Annotated in this window: 20 protein-coding genes; 11 read left to right on the forward strand and 9 right to left on the reverse strand. The window is 28.7% G+C overall.

The genetic code is table 11. The features are described from left to right. Window positions 1-3 precede the first annotated feature (3 nt). Window positions 4-1,167 carry a cation:proton antiporter gene (locus D3Z07_RS10560; protein ID WP_122893840.1) on the forward strand — a complete coding sequence of 388 codons (1,164 nt, stop codon included), beginning with the start codon at window positions 4-6 and terminating at the stop codon, window positions 1,165-1,167. Here D3Z07_RS10560 and D3Z07_RS10565 read toward each other — a convergent pair. From D3Z07_RS10565 to D3Z07_RS10585, 5 genes are all read right to left on the reverse strand, one after another. After that, window positions 1,138-1,908 carry an AMIN domain-containing protein gene (locus D3Z07_RS10565; protein WP_122893841.1) on the reverse strand — a complete coding sequence of 257 codons (771 nt, stop codon included), beginning with the start codon at window positions 1,906-1,908 and terminating at the stop codon, window positions 1,138-1,140. The genes D3Z07_RS10560 and D3Z07_RS10565 overlap by 30 nt on opposite strands. Further along, window positions 1,905-2,147, reverse strand: a complete 243-nt coding sequence (locus tag D3Z07_RS10570; RefSeq protein WP_076088879.1) for a septum formation initiator — start codon at window positions 2,145-2,147, stop codon at window positions 1,905-1,907. The genes D3Z07_RS10565 and D3Z07_RS10570 overlap by 4 nt, the downstream gene beginning before the upstream one ends. Before the next feature lie 10 nt (window positions 2,148-2,157). Further along, a complete protein-coding gene (gene eno, locus D3Z07_RS10575; RefSeq protein ID WP_122893842.1) occupies window positions 2,158-3,432 on the reverse strand; it encodes a phosphopyruvate hydratase in 1,275 nt (424 codons plus the stop codon). Window positions 3,433-3,593: 161 nt separating this feature from the next. Next, entirely contained in the window at window positions 3,594-4,637 is a 1,044-nt protein-coding gene (recA, locus tag D3Z07_RS10580; protein WP_076088875.1) for a recombinase RecA, read from the reverse strand. A 95-nt stretch (window positions 4,638-4,732) separates the two neighbouring features. Continuing rightward, window positions 4,733-4,927 (reverse strand): hypothetical protein, encoded by a 195-nt coding sequence (locus D3Z07_RS10585; RefSeq protein ID WP_122893843.1) that lies wholly within the window; start codon window positions 4,925-4,927, stop codon window positions 4,733-4,735. Between the two features lie 88 nt (window positions 4,928-5,015). On the opposite strand from D3Z07_RS10585, the gene D3Z07_RS10590 reads away from it, so the two are divergent. Genes D3Z07_RS10590 through D3Z07_RS10625 form a run of 8 tightly spaced genes read left to right on the forward strand, consistent with a single transcriptional unit; the run spans window position 5,016 to window position 13,702 of the window. Beyond that, window positions 5,016-6,047 (forward strand): N-acetylneuraminate synthase family protein, encoded by a 1,032-nt coding sequence (locus D3Z07_RS10590; RefSeq protein ID WP_122893844.1) that lies wholly within the window; start codon window positions 5,016-5,018, stop codon window positions 6,045-6,047. Beyond that, complete coding sequence (gene neuC / locus D3Z07_RS10595; RefSeq protein WP_122893845.1) at window positions 6,040-7,173, forward strand: UDP-N-acetylglucosamine 2-epimerase; 1,134 nt, start codon at window positions 6,040-6,042, stop codon at window positions 7,171-7,173. The genes D3Z07_RS10590 and neuC overlap by 8 nt, the downstream gene beginning before the upstream one ends. Then, window positions 7,173-7,928 (forward strand): imidazole glycerol phosphate synthase subunit HisF, encoded by a 756-nt coding sequence (gene hisF / locus D3Z07_RS10600; protein ID WP_122894220.1) that lies wholly within the window; start codon window positions 7,173-7,175, stop codon window positions 7,926-7,928. Before neuC ends, hisF begins: the two co-directional genes overlap by 1 nt. After that, window positions 7,925-8,566 carry an imidazole glycerol phosphate synthase subunit HisH gene (gene hisH / locus D3Z07_RS10605; RefSeq protein ID WP_122893846.1) on the forward strand — a complete coding sequence of 214 codons (642 nt, stop codon included), beginning with the start codon at window positions 7,925-7,927 and terminating at the stop codon, window positions 8,564-8,566. The genes hisF and hisH overlap by 4 nt, the downstream gene beginning before the upstream one ends. Further along, window positions 8,566-9,795 (forward strand): N-acetyl sugar amidotransferase, encoded by a 1,230-nt coding sequence (locus tag D3Z07_RS10610; protein ID WP_122893847.1) that lies wholly within the window; start codon window positions 8,566-8,568, stop codon window positions 9,793-9,795. The genes hisH and D3Z07_RS10610 overlap by 1 nt, the downstream gene beginning before the upstream one ends. Continuing rightward, window positions 9,788-10,480 carry an acylneuraminate cytidylyltransferase family protein gene (locus D3Z07_RS10615; RefSeq protein WP_122893848.1) on the forward strand — a complete coding sequence of 231 codons (693 nt, stop codon included), beginning with the start codon at window positions 9,788-9,790 and terminating at the stop codon, window positions 10,478-10,480. The genes D3Z07_RS10610 and D3Z07_RS10615 overlap by 8 nt, the downstream gene beginning before the upstream one ends. After that, on the forward strand, window positions 10,467-11,621 hold the full coding sequence (locus tag D3Z07_RS10620; RefSeq protein ID WP_122893849.1) for a polysaccharide pyruvyl transferase family protein: 1,155 nt from the start codon (window positions 10,467-10,469) through the stop codon (window positions 11,619-11,621). The genes D3Z07_RS10615 and D3Z07_RS10620 overlap by 14 nt, the downstream gene beginning before the upstream one ends. A 2-nt stretch (window positions 11,622-11,623) precedes the next feature. Beyond that, window positions 11,624-13,702 carry a 6-hydroxymethylpterin diphosphokinase MptE-like protein gene (locus D3Z07_RS10625; protein ID WP_122893850.1) on the forward strand — a complete coding sequence of 693 codons (2,079 nt, stop codon included), beginning with the start codon at window positions 11,624-11,626 and terminating at the stop codon, window positions 13,700-13,702. A gap of 35 nt (window positions 13,703-13,737) precedes the next feature. Here the strand turns inward: D3Z07_RS10625 and D3Z07_RS10630 are convergent, their stop codons facing one another. The 4 genes from D3Z07_RS10630 to trmA form a co-directional block, all read right to left on the reverse strand. Continuing rightward, complete coding sequence (locus D3Z07_RS10630; protein ID WP_122893851.1) at window positions 13,738-14,595, reverse strand: flagellin N-terminal helical domain-containing protein; 858 nt, start codon at window positions 14,593-14,595, stop codon at window positions 13,738-13,740. A gap of 242 nt (window positions 14,596-14,837) precedes the next feature. After that, complete coding sequence (locus tag D3Z07_RS10635; protein WP_122893852.1) at window positions 14,838-15,695, reverse strand: flagellin N-terminal helical domain-containing protein; 858 nt, start codon at window positions 15,693-15,695, stop codon at window positions 14,838-14,840. Between the two features lie 242 nt (window positions 15,696-15,937). Beyond that, window positions 15,938-16,798 carry a flagellin N-terminal helical domain-containing protein gene (locus D3Z07_RS10640; RefSeq protein ID WP_122893853.1) on the reverse strand — a complete coding sequence of 287 codons (861 nt, stop codon included), beginning with the start codon at window positions 16,796-16,798 and terminating at the stop codon, window positions 15,938-15,940. Window positions 16,799-16,974: 176 nt separating this feature from the next. Further along, the gene (trmA, locus tag D3Z07_RS10645) at window positions 16,975-18,105 is read right to left on the reverse strand and encodes a tRNA (uridine(54)-C5)-methyltransferase TrmA (RefSeq protein WP_122893854.1); all 1,131 of its coding nucleotides are present in this window, start codon (window positions 18,103-18,105) and stop codon (window positions 16,975-16,977) included. A 55-nt stretch (window positions 18,106-18,160) separates the two neighbouring features. Here trmA and D3Z07_RS10650 point away from each other — a divergent pair, with 55 nt between their 5' ends. Both D3Z07_RS10650 and D3Z07_RS10655 read left to right on the forward strand, forming a co-directional pair. Beyond that, complete coding sequence (locus tag D3Z07_RS10650; RefSeq protein WP_122893855.1) at window positions 18,161-19,771, forward strand: helicase-related protein; 1,611 nt, start codon at window positions 18,161-18,163, stop codon at window positions 19,769-19,771. An 80-nt stretch (window positions 19,772-19,851) separates the two neighbouring features. Further along, window positions 19,852-21,801 (forward strand): ankyrin repeat domain-containing protein, encoded by a 1,950-nt coding sequence (locus D3Z07_RS10655; protein ID WP_122893856.1) that lies wholly within the window; start codon window positions 19,852-19,854, stop codon window positions 21,799-21,801. The last annotated feature ends 2 nt before the right edge of the window (window positions 21,802-21,803 follow it).

Below are 21,803 nucleotides of genomic sequence, written 5' to 3' on the forward strand. Positions count from 1 at the left end.
TAAATGAGTGAAGAAATATTAATAATTATATCAATATCATTAATTATCTTTATTTCTCCACTAGTTGCTAGAACACTTAGACTTCCATCTATTACTGTTGAAATAATGCTAGGGGCACTTGCAGGTTACTTTGCATTTATTATGGATCATGCCATTTTAGACCTTGCTTCAAAGCTAGGTTTTTTATATCTGATGTTTTTAGCAGGTCTTGAAATAGATTTAAAAAAGATTATAAATATCTCTCCTACAATATTGAAAAAATCTCTTATTTATAATGTCATTTTATTTTCATTATCCGCATTAATTACCTTTTATTTAGATGTTGGATATATATTTATTGTTATTTTGCCTTTAATATCTATTGGATTATTAGCTGCTTTAAAAAAAGAGTATGGCGATGTTGAATGGATTCGGCTTTCAATCCTTGTTGGCTTAATCGGTGAGATTGTATCAATCTTTGCATTAACTACAGTATCAGCTGCATTAGAGTTTGGAATGGGAGAGCAGTTTTATAGAACTATGTTCTTATTTGTAATGTTCTTAATTTCAATGATTATTATCTATAAAGTATTTCATAATCTTATTTGGTGGTTTCCTGAGATTAAAGCTTATTTAATGCCAGAAAAAGATCATCAAGAGCAAGATATAAGAATTTCAATGTCTATATTTTTCTTAATGATTGCAGTTATGATGTTACTTAATTTAAAAGTTGCATTTGGAGCATTTATTGCAGGAATGTTTATTACAACATTCTTTGAAAAGCATAACAAGCAGTTGCCTCATAAACTAGAAAGCTTTGGCTTTGGTTGGCTTGTTCCTATTTTCTTTATATCTGTAGGAGCATCTTTTGAGCTAAGTGCATTAGTTCAAGATGGCTTACTTCAAAAAGCTTTATTAATAGTAGCTGCTATGATTTTTATTAGATTTGTGGCTTCAATGTTATTTATACAAGAAATGGGATGGAATAAGTTTTATATGATAGGACTTACACACTCAATGCCTATCACACTTTTAATTGCAGTTACAACTCTTGCTTATAACAATCATACGATTGATCAAGAATATTACTATGCGTTTATTTTAGCAGCAATATTAGAAGTATTAATAGTAATGATTCTAATAAAGTTTTTTGCTAATTTAATTAGTAGAAGAGAAAATAGTAATTAAACCATCTTTATAATCAACATTATAAGTTGATGGTTTATTTTCTAAAAGAATTACAACTCTATAGAAGTTCTCTTTTTTATGATTACCTACGGCAATTTTTTTAAAGTTTGTTGACTCTAATGTATCTCTTTTTGTATAAAAATTCTTTTTAGCTTTATAATCTATAATGATTTTATTCTCTTTTTCAAGAGTGAATTTTTTTGATACAGCATCTTTTGTATGAATAGTAATTTGAGAATCATTATATTCTACTTTAATAAAATCTAAAAGCATTTTTGTTTTCATTTTTGCTTTAATTACTTCTTCATCATCAATAATATCTGTTCTAGGTTTTAAATAAACTACTTGTTTTGGTTCAACTACTTTTGTTTTTTCAAGCTCTTTTTCTACAAGTTTTTTTACTTTACTTTCTGATTGAACTTGTGCTTTTTTGATTAACTTTTTTACTTCTTTTTTCGTATAAGTTTTTTCAACTTTTAAAGCTGGTTTTAATTTCTTTACAGCTTCTTTAACTTTATTCTTATTTGCATCTTCTTTTGGTTTGTCAGAAACTTTTGACATTTTTTCTTGCATTTCTTTTATGTAAGCTTCTTCATTAATTGAGTTTTGATCAATTTCATTTTGCTCAATAATTCTTGCTGCTTCTTCTTCATAAGCATTTGTTGCTTCAAATGGATTCTCTCTAGCATTTAAATTTAATGCTAAAACTAGTGTTAATGTAAATAAAAATAAAGTTTTCATTCTTCTGGCTCCAGATTTTTTAATTCAAAATATTCTTTTTGTAAATATGCATTATCTTCTTGAAGTCTTACAATCTCTTTTTCTAAATAAGTTTTCTTGTTTTTTAAAGAGTTGTAAACTTCTAAAGAGCTTTTTCCAAAAAGCGTATTTGCTACGTGATAAGAAAGAAATATAGTAAGAGCAATAGAGGCTATTGCAATTGCTATAAATTTCTTGTAACTACGTAAAAAGTTTTTCATAAATACTTAATTATTTAGAAAAAGGTGTTTTCCCTAAATATTCTGCATAACCAATTTCTGCACCGATTTCTAATAATCTATTATATTTAGCGATTCTATCACTTCTAGCAGTTGAACCAGTTTTGATTTGACCACAATTTAATGCAACAGCAAAATCAGCAATAAATGCATCTTCACTCTCACCAGATCTATGTGACATTACACAATTATAATTGTTTCTTTGAGCTAATCTAATTGTTAACATAGTTTCACTAACTGTTCCAATTTGATTTGGTTTAATTAAAATTGAGTTTGCAATGTTTTTGTTAATACCTTCATTTAAAATTGAAGCATTTGTAACAAATAAATCATCACCAACTAATTGTACTTTATCACCTAGAACTTCTGTTAATACTTTCCATCCATCCCAGTCATCTTCACTTAATCCATCTTCAATTGAAACGATTGGATATTTAGCACATAAATCAGCATAGTAATTTACAAGCTCTTCAGATGTTATTTCTCTGTTTTCTGATTTTAATACGTAAAGACCTTTATCATTAATAAGTTCAGAAGCAGCAACATCTAGTGCTAATGCAATTTGCTCACCTGGAACATACCCAGCTTTTTCAATTGCTTTTACAATTACTTCTAAAGGCTCTTCGTTTGATTTTAAGTTTGGAGCAAATCCACCCTCATCACCAACAGCTGTACTTTCACCCATTTCATCAATTACTTTTTTTAAGTGCTGATAAATTTCTGCAGTTGCTCTTAAACCTTCGTTGAAGTTTTCAAAACCAACTGGCATAATCATATATTCTTGGAAATCAACAGAGTTGTTAGCATGCTCTCCACCATTTATGATATTAAACATAGGAACAGGCATAGTCATTGCATTTGCACCACCTAAATATCTGTATAATGGAATATTTAAAGAAGCTGCTGCAGCACGTGCAACTGCCATAGATACACCTAAAACAGCGTTTGCTCCAAGTTTTGCATAGTTGTGTGTTCCATCAATATCTTTCATTGTTGCATCAACTTCAGCTTGGTTAAATGGGCTTAATCCCATTAATTCATCAGCAATAAGAGTGTTTACATTTTCAACTGCTTTTAAAACACCTTTACCTAAAAATCTATCATCACCATCTCTTAGTTCTAATGCTTCTCTTTTACCTGTACTTGCACCACTTGGTACGATAGCACTTTGTTTTGTACCATCACTTAAAACAACAGTAGCTCTAACTGTTGGGTTTCCTCTTGAATCTAATACTTCGTCTGCGTATACATTGTCAATAAATACCACGTAGTTCTCCTATATTCTTGTAATTTGAATGATTATATCTAAATTTTGATTTTGGTTTGCTTTGTTAAAAATAATTTTTATTAGTTATTAATAAGATGGGTAAGATAGAAATCAAAGAGAAATTTCTCTTTGATTTTGTAAAGTTTTGTTTCTAGAGTTTTTTAGTCTTCTTCGCTGTCTTTTGGATCTTTAATAGTTCCTTCAAGAATCTCATCATTTACACCCATAGCTGCTAAGATTTTGTTTTCAATTTCTTTTGCAATTTCTGGGTTATCTCTTAGGAATACTTTAGAGTTTTCTTTACCTTGACCAATCTTTGAATCACCATAAGAGAACCAAGCTCCGGCTTTATCAACAATATCAAGTTTAACACCATAATCAACAAGCTCACCCATTTTTGAAATTCCTTCGCCAAACATAATGTCAAATTCTGCTAGTTTAAATGGAGCTGCTACTTTATTTTTTACAACTTTTACTTTAACTCTATTTCCAATTGAATTGTCACCTTGTTTAAGTGTTGCAATTCTTCTAATATCAAGTCTTACAGAAGAGTAGAATTTAAGTGCATTTCCACCAGTAGTTGTTTCAGGAGATCCATATCCTGTCATACCGATTTTCATTCTAATTTGGTTAATAAAGATTACAGTACATTGCATTTTATTTAATAAACCAGTAATTTTTCTTAAAGCCTTAGACATAAGTCTAGCTTGAACACCAACTTGTTGATCATCCATATCTCCATCAATCTCAACTTTTGGAGTTAAAGCTGCAACTGAATCAATTACAACTAAATCAACAGCTCCAGATCTTATAACAGTTTCTAATATCTCTAAAGCTTGCTCACCAAAATCAGGTTGAGATACAAGTAAATTATCAATATCAACACCAAGATTTTTAGCATATGCAGTATCAAGTGCATGTTCTGCATCAATAAATGCACAAACACCACCAGCTTTTTGACATTCAGCAATTGCATGAAGTGTTAAAGTAGTTTTACCAGAAGATTCTGGTCCATAAATCTCAATAACTCTACCTTGTGGAAGACCACCAACACCTAAAGCTAAATCAAGACCTAATGATCCTGTACTAATTGCTTCTGTTGGTATTACTTCTTTATCCCCAAGTCTAATTAAAGTACCTTTTCCAAATGCTTTATCAATTTGTTTTATTGCTAAATCTAGTGATTTTTTTTGATTATCGTCCATTTTATTTCCTAATGTTTATTTCTATTCTTTTATTTATGTGAGAATTTTAGCAGATTTTTTTTAAAGTATGTATTTTTATTACAAATTGTAAGGTTTTATTTTTCTTCTTGTATTTTCTCAACTGTTTCAATAGTTTTGATATGTGATTTAACTCTTTGTTTCATAGAAAAAGATTTAATATGTTTTGCTAGAATTTTTGTGTATTTCTTATAGTTTCTAGAGTCTTTTTTTAATGAGGCTAGTTTTTTTTGTATTTTTAATATGTCTGGGGGAATAACATTATTTTCCATGTGAAACCTAATTAATTATTTTATGATAAAAAGTATATCATACTTATGCTATACTTTTTATCATAAAATAATTATAGAGCAATCAAACATGAAAATAGAAAACAGAATAATAGATGAAAATAATCCTCCATTAGTAATAGTTGAAATTGGTATTAATCATGAAGGTTCGATAGAAGTTGCTTATGAATTAGTCGATGCAGCATGGAAATCGGGTGCAGAAATTATAAAACATCAAACTCATGTTGTTGAAGATGAGATGAGTGCTGAAGCAAAAAAGGTAATTCCAGGAAATGCAGATGTTTCTATTTATGAAATAATGGAACGTTGTGCATTAAATGAAGAAGATGAAACAAAATTAAAAGAATATATTGAATCTAAAGGTATGATATTTATAAGTACTCCTTTTTCAAGAGCTGCAGCTGATAGACTAGAGAGAATGAATGTTAAGGCATATAAAATTGGTTCAGGAGAGTGTAATAATTATCCTTTAATTGAACATATTGCATCATTTGGAAAACCAATGGTTGTAAGTACAGGGATGAATGATCTTGAGTCAGTTAAAAAAACTGTTAAAATTTTGGAAAAACATAATATAGATTATGCATTATTACATACAACAAATATTTATCCTACTCCTTCTCATTTAGTAAGACTTGGTGCGATGCAAGAGCTTAAAAAAGAATTCCCCAATGCCGAGGTTGGATTATCTGACCATACCACTTCAAACTTAGCTTGTTTTTCAGCTGTTGCTTTAGGAGCTAATATTTTAGAGAGACATTTTACTGATAGAATGGATAGAAAAGGTCCTGATATTATAAACTCTATGGATCCTATTTCTTTAAAAGAGCTTCTTATTGGTTCAGATGAAATTAGAAAAATGAGAGGTGGGAAAAAAGAGGCTGCAAAAGAAGAACAAGTAACAATAGACTTTGCTTTTGCTACTGTTGTAACTATTAATCCTATTAAAAAAGGCGAAGTTTTAACAAAAGAAAATATTTGGGTGAAAAGACCTGGCACGGGAGAAATAAAAGCCGAACATTATGAGGAACTATTAGGAAAAAAAGTTAATAAAGATATTTTAAATGATACTCATCTAAAATGGGAAGATATTAATGAATAAAAAAATTGTTTTTCTCACTGGTACTAGAGCAGATTTTGGTAAACTAAAATCTTTAATGAAAATCACTCAGGATAGTAACGCTTTTGATGTGCATATTTTTGTTACTGGCATGCATATGAATTCAAAGTATGGAAAAACTGTTGATGAGGTATTTAAATCTGGATTTGAAAACATTTACCAATTTATAAATCATGATACTATTGAACATATGGATAGAACTTTAGCTAAAACAGTTGATGGTTTCTCTCATTATATAGCAGAGTTAGAACCTGATTTGATTATAGTTCATGGGGATAGGGTTGAAGCTTTAGCGGGAGCAATAGTTGGAAGCTTAAACAATATTTTAGTAGCTCATGTTGAAGGTGGAGAGATATCTGGAACTATCGATGAACTTATAAGACACTCAGTTAGTAAGCTTTCTCATATTCATTTAGTAGCTAATCCTGAAGCTAAAAGAAGATTAATTCAGATGGGTGAATATGAAAAATCAATACATATAATAGGCTCCCCTGATTTGGATTTAATGAATCCTCGAAAACTCCCTAAGATGCCAACTGTACAAAAATATTATGAGATAGATTTTGATGAATTTGCAATTTTGATGTTTCACCCTGTTACTACTGAGTACAAACAGATGAGAAAATATACAAAAAATTTAGTGAATGCAGTAATAGAATCAAACTTAAATTTTGTAGTAATATATCCTAATAATGATTTAGGTAGTAATGAAATATTACATGAGATGGAAGTCTTAAAAGATAATGATAAGTTTAGAGTTTTTCCTTCTTTAAGATTTGAATATTTTTTAGCCCTATTGAATAATTCAAGATTTATGATAGGAAACTCAAGTGCAGCATTAAGAGAAGCTCCATATTATAAAATACCATCTATAAATATAGGAACGAGACAAAGTAATAGAGTTAAAGATAATAAAAACATCATCAATTGTGACTATAAAAAAGAGTCCATATTAGAGGCAATAGAACAGATGAAAGATAAGAAATTTGTAGGTAGTTCAAAAACAGAGTTTGGTGATGGAACTAGTGATGAACAATTTATTGAACTTTTAAAAAATAAAGAGTTTTGGAAAATAAAACAACAAAAACAATTCTTGGAGATTTTCTAGTGAATAAAAAAAGAGTAATTTCTCGAATTGATGTTAAAAATGAATTTGTTGTAAAAGGTATCCAATTAGAAGGATTAAGAAAGCTTGGTAATCCTAATGAATTAGCACTAAAATATTATGATGAAGGTATTGATGAGATAATATTTATGGATGCTGTTGCAGCTTATTATGATAGAAATAGTTTAAGTCATATTATTGAGATGGCTTGTGAAAATATTTTTGTTCCAATAACTGTTGGTGGTGGAATTAGAAAAGAAGAAGATATTAAAGAACTTCTAAATGTTGGCGCTGATAAGGTTGCAATAAATACACAAGCTGTAAAAGATCCTAGTTTTCTTACAAAAATGTCAAAAGTTTTTGGTAGTCAATGTATTGTCTCTTCAATTGTTGCAAAAAAAATAGATAAAAATAAATGGGAAGTCTATATTGACAATGGAAGAGAACCCACAGGTTTAGATGCTATAGAGTGGGCTAAAGAGGTTGAAAAATTAGGAGTTGGTGAGATACTAGTTACTTCTGTTGATAAAGATGGAACAAAAAAAGGATTTGATTTAGAACTAAATGAAGCCATATCAAGTGCTGTTTCTATTCCTACAATTGCATCAAGTGGTGCAGGAAATAAAAAAGATGTTTTAAAAGTATTAAAAAATGAAAAAATTGATGCTGCAGCTATAGCTTCTGTGCTTCATTACAATATTGAAACATTAGAGAATATAAAAGGTTATTGTAACTCAAATGGAGTACTAACTAGATGAATAAAAAGATTGTAATAGTTGATTATGATATTGGAAATATAAAAAGTATAATAAATGCATTTAAACATCATAGTGTGGAGTTGATTTTATCAAGTGATAGGGATGTTATTCTTTCTGCTGATGCAGTAGTTCTACCAGGAGTTGGTGCTTTCTCTCAAGGAATGAAGAACTTGGAGAAAAAAGGGCTTGTTGAGGTTCTAAAAGAGTATGCAAGTAAAGATAAACCTTTTTTAGGTATTTGTTTAGGAATGCAACTACTTTTTTCTAAAAGCTATGAATTCTCAGAGACAAAAGGTCTTGATATAATTTCTGGAACTGTAGAGATATTAACTAAAGATGAGAAAGTAAAGTTACCTCATATAAGTTGGAATGAGATTTTTACTGAGGATATTAATCTTTGGGAAAATACAATATTCAGTGATATTCCAAACTCTTCTGATGTATATTTTGTACATTCTTATGCTTGTATTCCTGAGGATGATAGTTTGGTATTATCTTATACAGATTATTGTGATAACAAGTTTTGCTCTACAATAAAAAAAGGTAATATCTATGGGTGTCAATTTCATCCAGAAAAAAGTGCTAGTTTAGGTTTGAAAATTATAAAAAATTTTATTGAAATGGTAGGAAAGAATTAATGGAAGAAAAACTTGAAGCGTATTATGGCTTACCAAATGAAGTTAAGTTTTGTAAAAAATGTGTGATATCTAATCAAAGACCAAGTTCAACTGTTGAGTTTAAAAATGAAAAAGGTGAGAAGAAAAAAGTAATTAATTTTAATGAAGATGATGTTTGTTCTGCTTGTGTTTTTCATGAAGAAAAAGAGATGGGAATTGATTGGGATGAAAGAGATGATAAATTAAGAAAACTACTATCAAAGTTTAGAAGTACAGATGGTTCTTATGATGTGATTGTTCCAGGAAGTGGAGGAAAAGATAGTGCTTATACGGCACATGTATTAAAGTATAAGTATGGAATGAATCCTTTAACTGTTACTTGGGCTCCTCATTTATATACAGATATTGGCTGGAAGAACTTTCAAGAGTGGATGCATACGGGAGGACTTGACAACTTCTTATATACTCCTAATGGAAAACTTCATAGGGAAATGACAAAAAATGCTTTTCATAATCTATTGCACCCTTTCCAGCCATTTATTGTAGGACAAAGAATTATTGGTCCAGCAATGGCTAAAAAGTTTGGTGTAAAATTAGTAATGTATGGTGAAAATCAAGCAGAGTATGGAAATGCAATTGAAGAAAATACTAATCCTATCATGAATATGGATTTTTTCTCTGCTGATGATGCTTTAGAGATGAAGTTTGGTGGAATAAGTATGAAGGAGTATATTGATAGTGGAAGATATACTAAAGATGATTTTGCTCCATATATAGCTCCTAATAAAGAGGACTTAATTGAGGCTGGTGTTGAGGTACACTATTTAGGCTATTATTTAAAATGGGACCCTCAAGAGTGTTTTTATTATGCAGTAGATAATACTGGTTTTCAGCCAAATACAGAGAGAACGGAAGGTAGTTACTCTAAATATAGTAGTATTGATGATAAGATAGATCCCTTTCATTATTTTACTACACTTATAAAGTTTGGTATTGGAAGATGTACTTATGATGCAGCACAAGAAGTAAGAAATGGAAAAATTACAAGGGAAGAGGCCGCATACTTAGTAAAGAAATATGATACTGAGTTTCCTTCAAAATTCTTTGAAGAGTTCTTAGAGTATATTGATACTACAGAAGAAGAGTTTTGGGATACAGTTAATAAACATCGGTCTCCTCATATTTGGAAAGAAGAAGATGGTGAATGGAAATTAAGACATACTGTAACAAAAGATGGGACAGATGACTAAAAGGGTATTATCAGTTATCCCTGCAAGGGGTGGTTCTAAAGGACTGCCTCGAAAAAATATTATAGACTTAAAAGGCAAACCTTTAATTGCTTGGACTATAGAATCAAGTTTAAAATCAAAATATATTTCAAAAACAGTAGTTAGTAGTGATGATGAAGAGATATTAGACATTTCGAAGAATTATAATGCTCAAACTATTAAAAGACCAGAAGAGTTCTCTAATGATGAAGCTTCAAGTGAATGTGTTGTTTTTCATGCTCTTCAGTATTTGAAAAAAGAGGATTTTGAATTTGATTATGTTGTTCTTCTTCAACCAACTTCTCCTTTGCGTGATGAAAAAGATATTGATATGGCTTTTGAAAAGTTATTTGAAAAAGAGGCAAGCGCATTAATCAGTGTTACTCTTTATGATAATAAAATCTTGAAAGCTTTTATGCTAAACAGTGATGGGTTTATGCAAGGGGTTTCAAATAATAGTTTTCCTTTCCAAAGAAGACAAGATTTACCTAAAACCTATCTTAGTAATGGTGCAATTTATATTATAGAAGTAGAAGAATTTTTAGAACGAGATAGTTTTTATACTGATAAAACAGTATCTTTTGAGATGTCAAAAGAGAAAAGTTTTGATGTTGATACCATTGAAGATTTGAAACATATTGAAAGGCAATTAGATGAAAAAAATTAGAGTTTTACAATTAGCTAGTTTTGAAGGTAACATCGGAGATAATGCAAATATGTCAGGAACAAGAAAAAAGCTTTCGCAGAATTTGAAAAACTATGATTTAGAGTTTACTAATTTAGAAATAAGAGAGTTTTATTGGAAGAAAAGATTCTTTGATGATGATTTTGTATCTTATGTAAATGAGTTCGACTTATTTCTTGTTGGCGGTGGAAACTATTTTGAGCTATGGGTTGAAAACTCATCTACAGGAACATCAATAGATATTAGTGTAGAAAAATTAAAAGCTATTAATACTCCTACTGTTTTTTATGCTCTTGGCTGTGATGAAGGACAAGGTATAGGAAAAGGTTGTTTAGATAAATTTAGGGCATTTTTAGATTATGTATTATCTAATAAAGAGCAGTTCTTGGTTTCTGTAAGAAATGATGGTTCTTTTAACACAATAAAAAAGAATCTAGGGGAAGAGTATTCAAATAGAATACATAGGGTTGCTGATGGTGGTTTTTTTGTAGATATTAAAGATACAAGCCATCCTGAAATAGAGCTTGAAAATAGAAATATTGGTATAAATATTGCTGGCGATATGCTTGATGGAAGGTATTCAAATATTTCATATGAAGAGTTTACTAAGAAGTTTTCTAATATGCTTAAAAATATTATGGATAAAGATGAAAAAGTAAATTTAGTTTTATTCCCGCATATTTATAAAGACATAGCAACTATATCAGATTTTGTTCATTCCTTTCCAGATGATTTTGCAAGAAAAAGAATAACTGTATCTCCTTATCTTCATGGAGAGAAATCGTCTGAATATATATTTGATTTATATAGTAAATGTGATTTAATTTTAGGGAATAGGTTTCATTCAAATGTTTGTGCAATTGGATTAGGTGTTCCTTCAATTGGCATTGTAAATTACCCTCAAGTAAAATATTTATATGAAGAATTATCTTTAAAAGAAAACTTCGTAGATATAAATAATAATGATAATTTTGAAAAAAAATTTACTGAATTAATTGAGTATAGTTTAAATAATAAAAAAGAGATTAGTGATAATTATAAATTTATTACAAAAAACTTAGAAGATGAATTAAATATATTTCACTCAGAAATAAAAAAACTTTTAGAAAACAATGGGAATTAAAAATGGCAGAAAATGAATTACAACAAAAATTACAAGAATCATTAGTAAATACATATTTATCAAATCTTACTTTTTTAAGTGAATATGATAAGAGTCTTTATGAAAAGATAGATTCATTATCTTTTGCAATAGAAAATGGACAATATTTAGAAAAATATAGATTGGAATTTGTTGAGGAAAATGGTGATTTTGATATTTATGACCTTAAAAATGATAAATATTTATATAATAGAAACCCTAAGAAAATTAACAATAAGATGAAAGATAATATTAGTCTTGATAATAAAAATACTATTAAGACTTTAGAGAAAGCAATTTATAATATATCATTCAAAAGATTTGATAATAATAGAGTAGTTGAAATGAAAGAGTCTTTACAAGATGTAGATGAATCAATACAATTAGTAAGAAATAATATCTTAGAATATATTAATGTTTTTGAAAAAGAGGAACATAGTACGAAGTTGAAAAAGGTTGATAAATTTATTTTTTTTGGTACTATTTTAGGGCGTCATATTAACCCAATTGCAGAGAAAGTTGATGCTTCTTCTTATTTTGTATGTGAAAGGAATTTAGAATTATTTAGACTTTCTTTATTTGTAAATGATTATAAAAATCTAGCTAAGAAACAAGGTGTTATTTTTTCTATCATGGATGAAGAAGAAGATTTGCAACGAAAAATTGAAGAGTTTATTGGTATAAATAATCCTTTCTCAAATTATCTAATAAAACTTTCATCAACAGGAATGAATATTCAAGAATATGTTGATGCCTTTTTAACTTATATCGTAATTAATAAACCTACTTCTTTTGATTATAATAGAATACAATACACACTTATGCGAAATATCTCAAGAAAAATAGGAAATTATAATATCTTAGAATTTAAAAAAGAAAAAGTATATGATATTTTTAATGAATCGCCTGTTCTTTTTGTTGCAGCTGGCCCGTCTTTTCATGAGAAGTTAGAATGGATAAAAAGCAACCAAGATAAATTTTATATAGTTACAGTGGGGGCTGCTTACAAAACATTAATTGAAAATGGAATAAGAGTAGATATGATAATTACTCTAGATTCAAGTTATAGGTCTTTAGGTGAAAAACAATTTTCACAAGAGAACGTAGATTTGATTAATGATAATACAATTATATTAGCATCTACCATGACTGATGAAAGGTTACTAAATAGATTCAGTAACCAGAAATTATTTTTATACGAAATTATGTTTTCTTATTTTGGAAATGAAGCTCCAATGGATGCTTATAGTGTAGGAGAAAAATCAGTATATATATTATTAAATATGAATGTAAAAAATCTTTACCTTATTGGACTAGATCTTGCTTTAAATCAAAGTACTGGAGATACACATGGCAGCACTAGTGATTCAAATAAAAGTAATTATGATATCGAAAAGTTAGATTTATCAGATAGAAGTACTTTTGGTTTACAAACAGGGATTATTAAAGTAAAGGGAAATTTCAATGAAAAAGTTTTAACTACATCATTATTTAATGCATCAATAAAATCTTTAAATAGAATTTTAATAGAAAAAAAGAATAATGATAATACAATTTACAATTTATCAACGCATGGAGCTTTTTTTATTAATACAATACCTTTAAAAACTGAAGATACTAATTGTAATAGTTTTAACAGTTTATCTATAAATAAAGATGATTTATATAATCTTCTTTTACATAATTCAGAAACTAACATATTTGTTTTAGGAGATATTCAGAAAATTGAAAATGAGATTTCTTATATAAAAGTAACTATATTTAGTGAATTTAATGATTGTCGAAAAAAAGAATTTGAAGACTATCGAAGCTTTCACTTAGGAATTAGAAAACTTATTTATTTGTTAGCCTTAAAAAATGAGAATACAACTCTTCTGTCAGCTGTATTCAAAAACTATTTTGATATATCGTTAAACTATTTAGAATATATGTTTAACGATAGAAAACTTAAGAAAGAAAAGAAAAAAGTACAAAAAATAAAAGAAATATTTTTTAGTCAATGCGAAGTTTTATTAAATGATTATCTACGATATTTAGAAGGAATAAAAAAACCTAAGTCATAAAGACTTAGGTTTAATAAGATAAAAATATATTATTACTATTGTAATAGTTTTAATACATTTTGTTGAACAGAATTTGCCTGACTGATTGCATATGAACCAGCTTGAGAAATAATGTTTTGTTTGTTAAAGTTTGCAGATTCTTCTGCATAATCAACATCTCTAATAATAGATTCAGCTGCAGCAACATTAGTAGCCTGAGTCATTAAGTTAGTAACAGCAGATTCAACTTGGTTTTGAGTAGACCCGATGTCTCCTCTAAATCCATTCAGTGTTGTTATTGCATCATCAATTGTAGTTTGGAATCCAGAAGCTGCTGCACTATCAAAAGCAGTAGTAGTTATTGATGCTAAAGTAGTTAATGAAAGACCTGTTGTATTTGACTGAATATTAGCAGTTGAAATTGTATCAGCATTACTTTCACCAATTTGGAATGTTAATCCTGATTGAACAGCTATTGCAGCCGTAGCACTTCCAACATCAGCTTGAAGTAAAGCAGTACCATTATAGTTAGTTTGCTCAGCAATATTATCTAATTGTTCTAATAGTTTAGTAATATCTTTTCTAATAGATTCTCTACCATCATCAGATGTAGTATCAGTATTTGCTTGAATTAATTTAGCTTTAACAGTATCAAGAATAGATGATTGTTCAGCCATAGATTTATCAGCAATTTGAAGTAAAGTAACAGCTGAGTTACCGTTGTCAACACCTTGGTTAATTGATGTAGCTTGAGTTCTAAGTTTATCAGCAATTGCTAAACCAGAAGCATCGTCTGCTGCTTTGTTAATTTTAAGACCAGTAGATAATTTTTCTAATGAACTTGAGATACTTTTACCAGTATTTGTAGCTGCTTCTTGAGCAGTAATTGATGAAACGTTAGTATTAATAATCATAATAAATCCTTTTTAGTTATGACGTCATTGTGAATAAATCACACTTAACAACCTTCTTGTTTTACCAAGCATAGAAGAAAATAGAATCTTCTTCTTCGGAATCAATCGATACCTAATTTGTATAATAAAATTATGACACACCAATTCTTAAATTTAGATTAAATGATGTGTAAAGTATTTAGAAGATATAAAAAAACCTAAGTTAAAATAACTTAGGTTTTTAAATTTGTTATAAAAGATTACTATTGTAATAGTTTTAATACATTTTGTTGAACAGAATTTGCCTGACTGATTGCATATGAACCAGCTTGAGAAATAATGTTTTGTTTGTTAAAATTCGCAGATTCTTCTGCATAATCAACATCTCTAATAATAGATTCAGCTGCAGCAACATTAGTAGCCTGAGTCATTAAGTTAGTAACAGCAGATTCAACTTGGTTTTGAGTAGACCCGATGTCTCCTCTATATCCATTTAGTGTTGTTATTGCATCATCAATTGTAGTTTGGAATCCAGAAGCTGCTGCACTATTAAAAGCAGCAGTAGTTATTGATGCTAAAGTAGTTAATGAAAGACCTGTTGTATTTGACTGAATAGTAGCAGTTGAAATTGTATCAGCATTACTTTCACCAATTTGGAATGTTAATCCTGATTGAACAGCTATTGCAGCCGTAGCACTTCCAACATCAGCTTGAAGTAAAGCAGTACCATTATAGTTAGTTTGCTCAGCAATATTATCTAATTGTTCTAATAGTTTAGTAATATCTTTTCTAATAGATTCTCTACCATCATCAGATGTAGTATCAGTATTTGCTTGAATTAATTTAGCTTTAACAGTATCAAGAATAGATGATTGTTCAGCCATAGATTTATCAGCAATTTGAAGTAAAGTAACAGCTGAGTTACCGTTGTCAACACCTTGGTTAATTGATGTAGCTTGAGTTCTAAGTTTATCAGCAATTGCTAAACCAGAAGCATCGTCTGCTGCTTTGTTAATTTTAAGACCAGTAGATAATTTTTCTAATGAACTTGAGATACTTTTACCAGTATTTGTAGCTGCTTCTTGAGCAGTAATTGATGAAACGTTAGTATTAATAATCATAATAAATCCTTTTTAGTTATGACGTCATTGTGAATAAATCACACTTAACAACCTTCTTGTTTTACCAAGCATAGAAGAAAATAGAATCTTCTTCTTCGGAATCAATCGATACCTAATTTGTATAATAAAATTATGACACACCAATTCTTAAATTTAGATTAAATGATGTGTAAAGTATTTAGAAGATATAAAAAAACCTAAGTTAAAATAACTTAGGTTTTTAAATTTGTTATAAAAGATTACTATTGTAATAGTTTTAATACATTTTGTTGAACAGAATTTGCCTGACTGATTGCATATGAACCAGCTTGAGAAATAATGTTTTGTTTGTTAAAATTCGCAGATTCTTCTGCATAATCAACATCTCTAATAATAGATTCAGCTGCAGCAACATTAGTAGCCTGAGTCATTAAGTTAGTAACAGCAGATTCAACTTGGTTTTGAGTAGACCCGATGTCTCCTCTATATCCATTTAGTGTTGTTATTGCATCATCAACTTTTGCCTGTAGCGATGATGCTAAAGTAGAAGTTAAACTATCAGCTGCAGTTAGAGTTGTTAAACCACCTAAAGAAAGACCAGTAGTATTTGCTTGAATAGTAGCAGTTGAAATTGTATCAGCATTACTTTCACCAATTTGGAATGTTAATCCCGCTTGAGCACCTATAGCTGTTGTTGTCTCACCAACATCAGCTTGAAGTAAAGCAGTACCATTATAGTTAGTTTGCTCAGCAATATTATCTAATTGTTCTAATAGTTTAGTAATATCTTTTCTAATAGATTCTCTACCATCATCAGATGTAGTATCAGTATTTGCTTGAATTAATTTAGCTTTAACAGTATCAAGAATAGATGATTGTTCAGCCATAGATTTATCAGCAATTTGAAGTAAAGTAACAGCTGAGTTACCGTTGTCAACACCTTGGTTAATTGATGTAGCTTGAGTTCTAAGTTTATCAGCAATTGCTAAACCAGAAGCATCGTCTGCTGCTTTGTTAATTTTAAGACCAGTAGATAATTTTTCTAATGAACTTGAGATACTTTTACCAGTATTTGTAGCTGCTTCTTGAGCAGTAATTGATGAAACGTTAGTATTAATAATCATAATAAATCCTTTTTAGTTATGACGTCATTGTGAATAAATCACACTTAACAACCTTCTTGTTTTACCAAGCATAGAAGAAAATAGAATCTTCTTCTTCGGAATCAATCGATACCTAATTTGTATAATAAAATTATGACACACCAATTCTTAAATTTAGATTAATTAAATTGTGTCTTTTATTTCTTTTTTAAAATTACACCTGATTCAATATGATGTGTATATGAAAACTGATCAAATAGTGCGAAATTAACTATTTCATGTGTTTTTGTTAATTCTTCTAAATCTCTATGTAAAGTTTCAGGATTACATGAAACATATATGATTTGATCGAAGTTTTTAACCAATGCTCTTGTCGTATCATCAAGTCCAGCTCTAGGAGGGTCAACAAAAATAGAATCAAAATCATAAGCTTTTAAATCTACATCTTTAAGTCTTGAGAATACTCTTTTTTCTTCTAAAGCTTCTACAAACTCTTCTGCGCTCATTCTTATAAACTCAATTTTAGTATTGTTATTTAACTCACAGTTTGTTTTTGCAGATTTGATTGATGTTTTTGATATTTCAGTTGCTAGAACTTTTCTAAACTTACTAGAAAGAGGGATTGTGAAGTTTCCACCACCACAGTAAAGTTCACAAAGGTCATCTCTTGAGTCTTTTATATTATTTAAAACCCATTCAATCATTCCAACATTTACTTTTGAGTTTGGTTGTGTAAATCCACCTTCTATATATCTAAAGTTATAGTTTGTATTATTGATGTTTAGTTTTTCATCTATATAATCATTTTCTAGAATTACTTTTTGTTTTCTTGAACGACCGATTATTTTGATATTAAACTTTTTTGATAATTCTAATGCTAGAGTATTCCAATCCTCTTCAAGTTTTCTATGATAGATTAAAGTTACAAGCATATTGCCTGTTGTTGAGTTTAAAAACTCTATTGCAAATAGTTTAAATGAAAGTATTTTATTTTTTTGTATCTCTTCTAAAAGTCTTGGCATTAAGTTTGCAATATCAAGGCTTACTATTTGGCATGAGTTTATTTCTAATACATTCTTTTCAACACTTGTCATTGCATAAGATAGTGTTGCATTATCGTTTTCATCAAAGTTTTTCCAGATTTTAAATTCAGCTCTATTTCTGAAGTTTTGCTCATCACTTTTAATAATGTCAAAATCAATATCTTTTAAGTCTGTAAAATTTGAGAAACGTTCTTTTTCTCTTTGTATTTTAAAATCCAATTGGCCTTCATATCCAATATCATGTATTGTACACGAGCCACATTTGCCAAAATATTCGCAATTCATCAACTATCCTTAGTTATTTAATGCGATATTATATTCAATTGATTATAATACGCACATGAAAGAAAATTGGCAAGAACAACTACACAGCTTATTAAACTGTGATTTAAAAGAATTATATCCGCTAGCAAGAAGTTTAAACAGAAAGCTAGAGTTTTATGTAGGACCTACAAACTCAGGTAAAACATATAATGCAATGCAAAAATTAAAAGTTGCAAACTCTGGACTTTATCTAGCACCTTTAAGACTTTTAGCCCTTGAAGGTTATGAAGATTTAAAAAAAGAAAACATAGATGCTTCACTTATAACTGGTGAAGAACAGATGTTAAATGAAGATGCAGCTCATGTATGTTCAACAATTGAAATGATTGATTATGACTTAGATGTTGATGTGGCTGTTATTGATGAAGTTCAAATGTTAGGAGATATTGACAGAGGTTGGGCTTGGGTTAATGCAATTATTGGTTGTCCTGCTAAAAAAGTGATTATGACAGGAAGTGTAAATGCTCTTGAAGCTATTAAAAAAATAGCTACTTATTTAGGCGAAGAGCTTGAAGTAGTAAGACACAAAAGAAAAACAGAACTTAAAGTAAATGAAAAATACACTTCTTTAGATAATTTAAAAGAAGGAACTGCTCTTATTGCTTTTTCTCGTGCTGATGTTTTAAAACTTCGTCATAGACTAAAAAAGAATTATACAGTTTCTGTAATATATGGAAACCTTTCACCTGAAGTTAGACGTGATGAAGCGCGAAAATTTAGAGAAAAGAAAAGCCAGATTTTAATAGCAACAGATGCAATTGCAATGGGTTTAAATCTTCCCATTCAAACAATACTTTTTACAACTGATACAAAGTTTGATGGAGTATCAAGAAGAAAAATAAATGTAAATGAAATAGTTCAGATAGCTGGTCGTGCTGGAAGATACGGACACTTTGAAGCTGGATTTTTAGGTGCAACTAGACGTGATATTTTAAAGCATATAAGCGAAGAATTCAAACAACCAGTGCGAACTATAAAACCACCTTTTAGAGTTAAGATAAATGCTTCACAACTTGAAAGTTTAGCTTCTCATATAAAAACAAATTCACTTACAAAAGTATTAAAATACTTTGCTGATAATATGTATTTTAGTGGACCTTTTGTAGCTGCTAATATTTCCTCAATGATAACAGCTTCGAAAATTGTAGATACAAGATTTAATTTAAAACTAGAAGATAAATATTTACTAGCACAAGCGCCAATTACTACAAAATCACCAATTATTTTGCAAGCTTATGAAGCATATATAGCAGCTGTTGTAAAGCAAAAAGTTTGTAATTATAAACCTTCTATTACTCTGCCTAAAAAAGCAATAACTCAAAAAGATTTGCTTTTAGTTGAAGATGAAGTTAAAAAAATATCACTTTATTTATGGCTATCTTACAAGCTTCCAGAAATTTTCCCTGACCATGATAAGGCTTATATTTTAAGAAATACTTTTAACTCTTTTATTGAAAATTCGCTAAAAGGTAAAATTATTCAAGTAGATGATCCAAGACGTGGAAACTTTAAAAGAAGAGATAATAACGAACGTCCAAGAAGAAATGATGAAAAAGATTTTGATAAAAAATTAAGACCAAGACGAGCTAGAAGTGAGTTTAAACCAAGAAGAAGAAAGCGTGATTAATTCACGCAAAATATTTTAATAAAAAATTAGCTAAAATATAACTAATACTGCAAACTAATCTGGAACAAGGGAAAATATTTATGTTTAATCTATTTAAAAATAGTACTTATGAATCATTTCAGAAAGAACTATTTAGCGATAATATAAATTTAAATAAAATCCAAAAAAGTATAGACAAGGGTATTGATATAAATACCCTTGATGAAAATGGTAGAACTGTACTTTTTTCACTTTGTGCTAAAAAGAAACTTGATGCAATAAAAATATTAATCAATAATAAAATAGATTTATACATAGAAGATAAATACGGAAGAACAGTCTTAGCCGAAGCTGTAAGTAAATCTGATGGTGTTATGATTAGATTTCTTCTTGAAAATGGTTTTGATATAAACCACAAAAATTCTAGTAATAGAACAATTCTACAAGACGTAGCTTTAGAAGGAAACTTTAAAATATTTTCTATTTTAATGTCTTATCACCCAAATTATGATGATATTGATTCTTATGGAAGAACTGTATTATTTGATGCAGTTGAAGGTGGAAATGTATCAATTGTAAAAGAGCTTGTTAATAATATGCGAAATATTGATGTTAAAGATGAAAATAATGAAACAGCCTTATTTAATGCAGTTCTAAAAGATAATCCTAAAATCGCGCAAACTTTAATACTATTTGGAGTAAACCTAGATATTTTAGATAGTCACGGAAGAAATGTTTTATATAATACTGTGCTTTTAGGTACAAAAAATATAGAAACATTAAAACTAATGATTAATAAAAAAATAAATATTAATCAAGTAGATATTAATGGTGAAAATATCTTAGATGAACTACTTTATATTTTAGATTTGCAATTACTTAAACCAAAAAAGCTACTTCAACTTGAAGGAAATTATTCACTAATAAAAAAAGATACTAATTATTTAGATTTAGCTCGTATTTTAATTGAAAATGGTCTAGATATAAATAAAATGGATGAATATGGAATTACAAGTTTAAGTAAAGAAGTTGAAAAGAAAAAGTATGAACATATTGAGTTTTTGGTTAATTGTGGCGCTGATATCAATAATAAAAATATAAATGGTAAAACATTACTTTTTAATGAAGTAATGAAAGGTAACTCAAACTATAAAATGATTAAATTTTTACTTGAGCATGGAGCAGATATAGAATCAAGAGATGGTGAAGAAAAAACTATTATTGATGACTTAGTTGAAATTATGTTAATTCATAAAGGTTTTAAAGAACAAGACTTTGAGAAGTATCCAAATATTTATGAAGAAGAAAACTATGATTTACTCTTTAAAAAGATGCTTTCTTTTAGACCAGATTTAGATAGAACAAGATCAGATGGAAGAAATATTCTTTTTGATGTAATTACATATAATGATTTTGATACGATTAGATTACTTTTTAATTACGGAATAAATCCAAATATTATTGATAATGAAGGAAATACTCCTTTATCTATTTTAGTAGATGAAGGTCTTAAAATTGAAGATACTAAGCAAAGAGAGCTATTTTTAGAACGTTTAGTTTTTTTATTAAAATTTAGAGTAAATGTAGATATTCAAGATAAAAAAGGTTACACAGTTTTTCATAAAAGTGTAATTGCAGATGATTTAACGGTTGTTGAAAAATTACTTACAAAAAAAGCAGATTTAAGTTTAAAAGATAAACAAGGAAGAACAGCTCTTCATCATACACAATGGAATGGCAATCATAAAATTGCAAGATGGTTAATTGCAGCTGGTGCTGATATTAATCAAGCTGATAACTCTGGATTTACACTTTTAAATTATGCAGCAATATTTGGACATATTGATTTAGTTGTAACACTTATAAAATCGGGTGTTTTAATGTATAATAAAAACAAAAAAAATAAAAAAGTTGGATTGTTTTTAAAAGAAAAACAAAATAATCTTGATAACTTACTAATAAATAATATTATTGATGATAAAATGCAAAATGCATTTAAAGAAATAATAGAAAATACAAAAAAAGAAATAGCAGAAGCAATACAAGGATAAAA

This window comes from Arcobacter peruensis, from assembly GCF_003711085.1.
GTDB classification, from domain to species: Bacteria; Campylobacterota; Campylobacteria; order Campylobacterales; family Arcobacteraceae; genus Poseidonibacter; species Poseidonibacter parvus.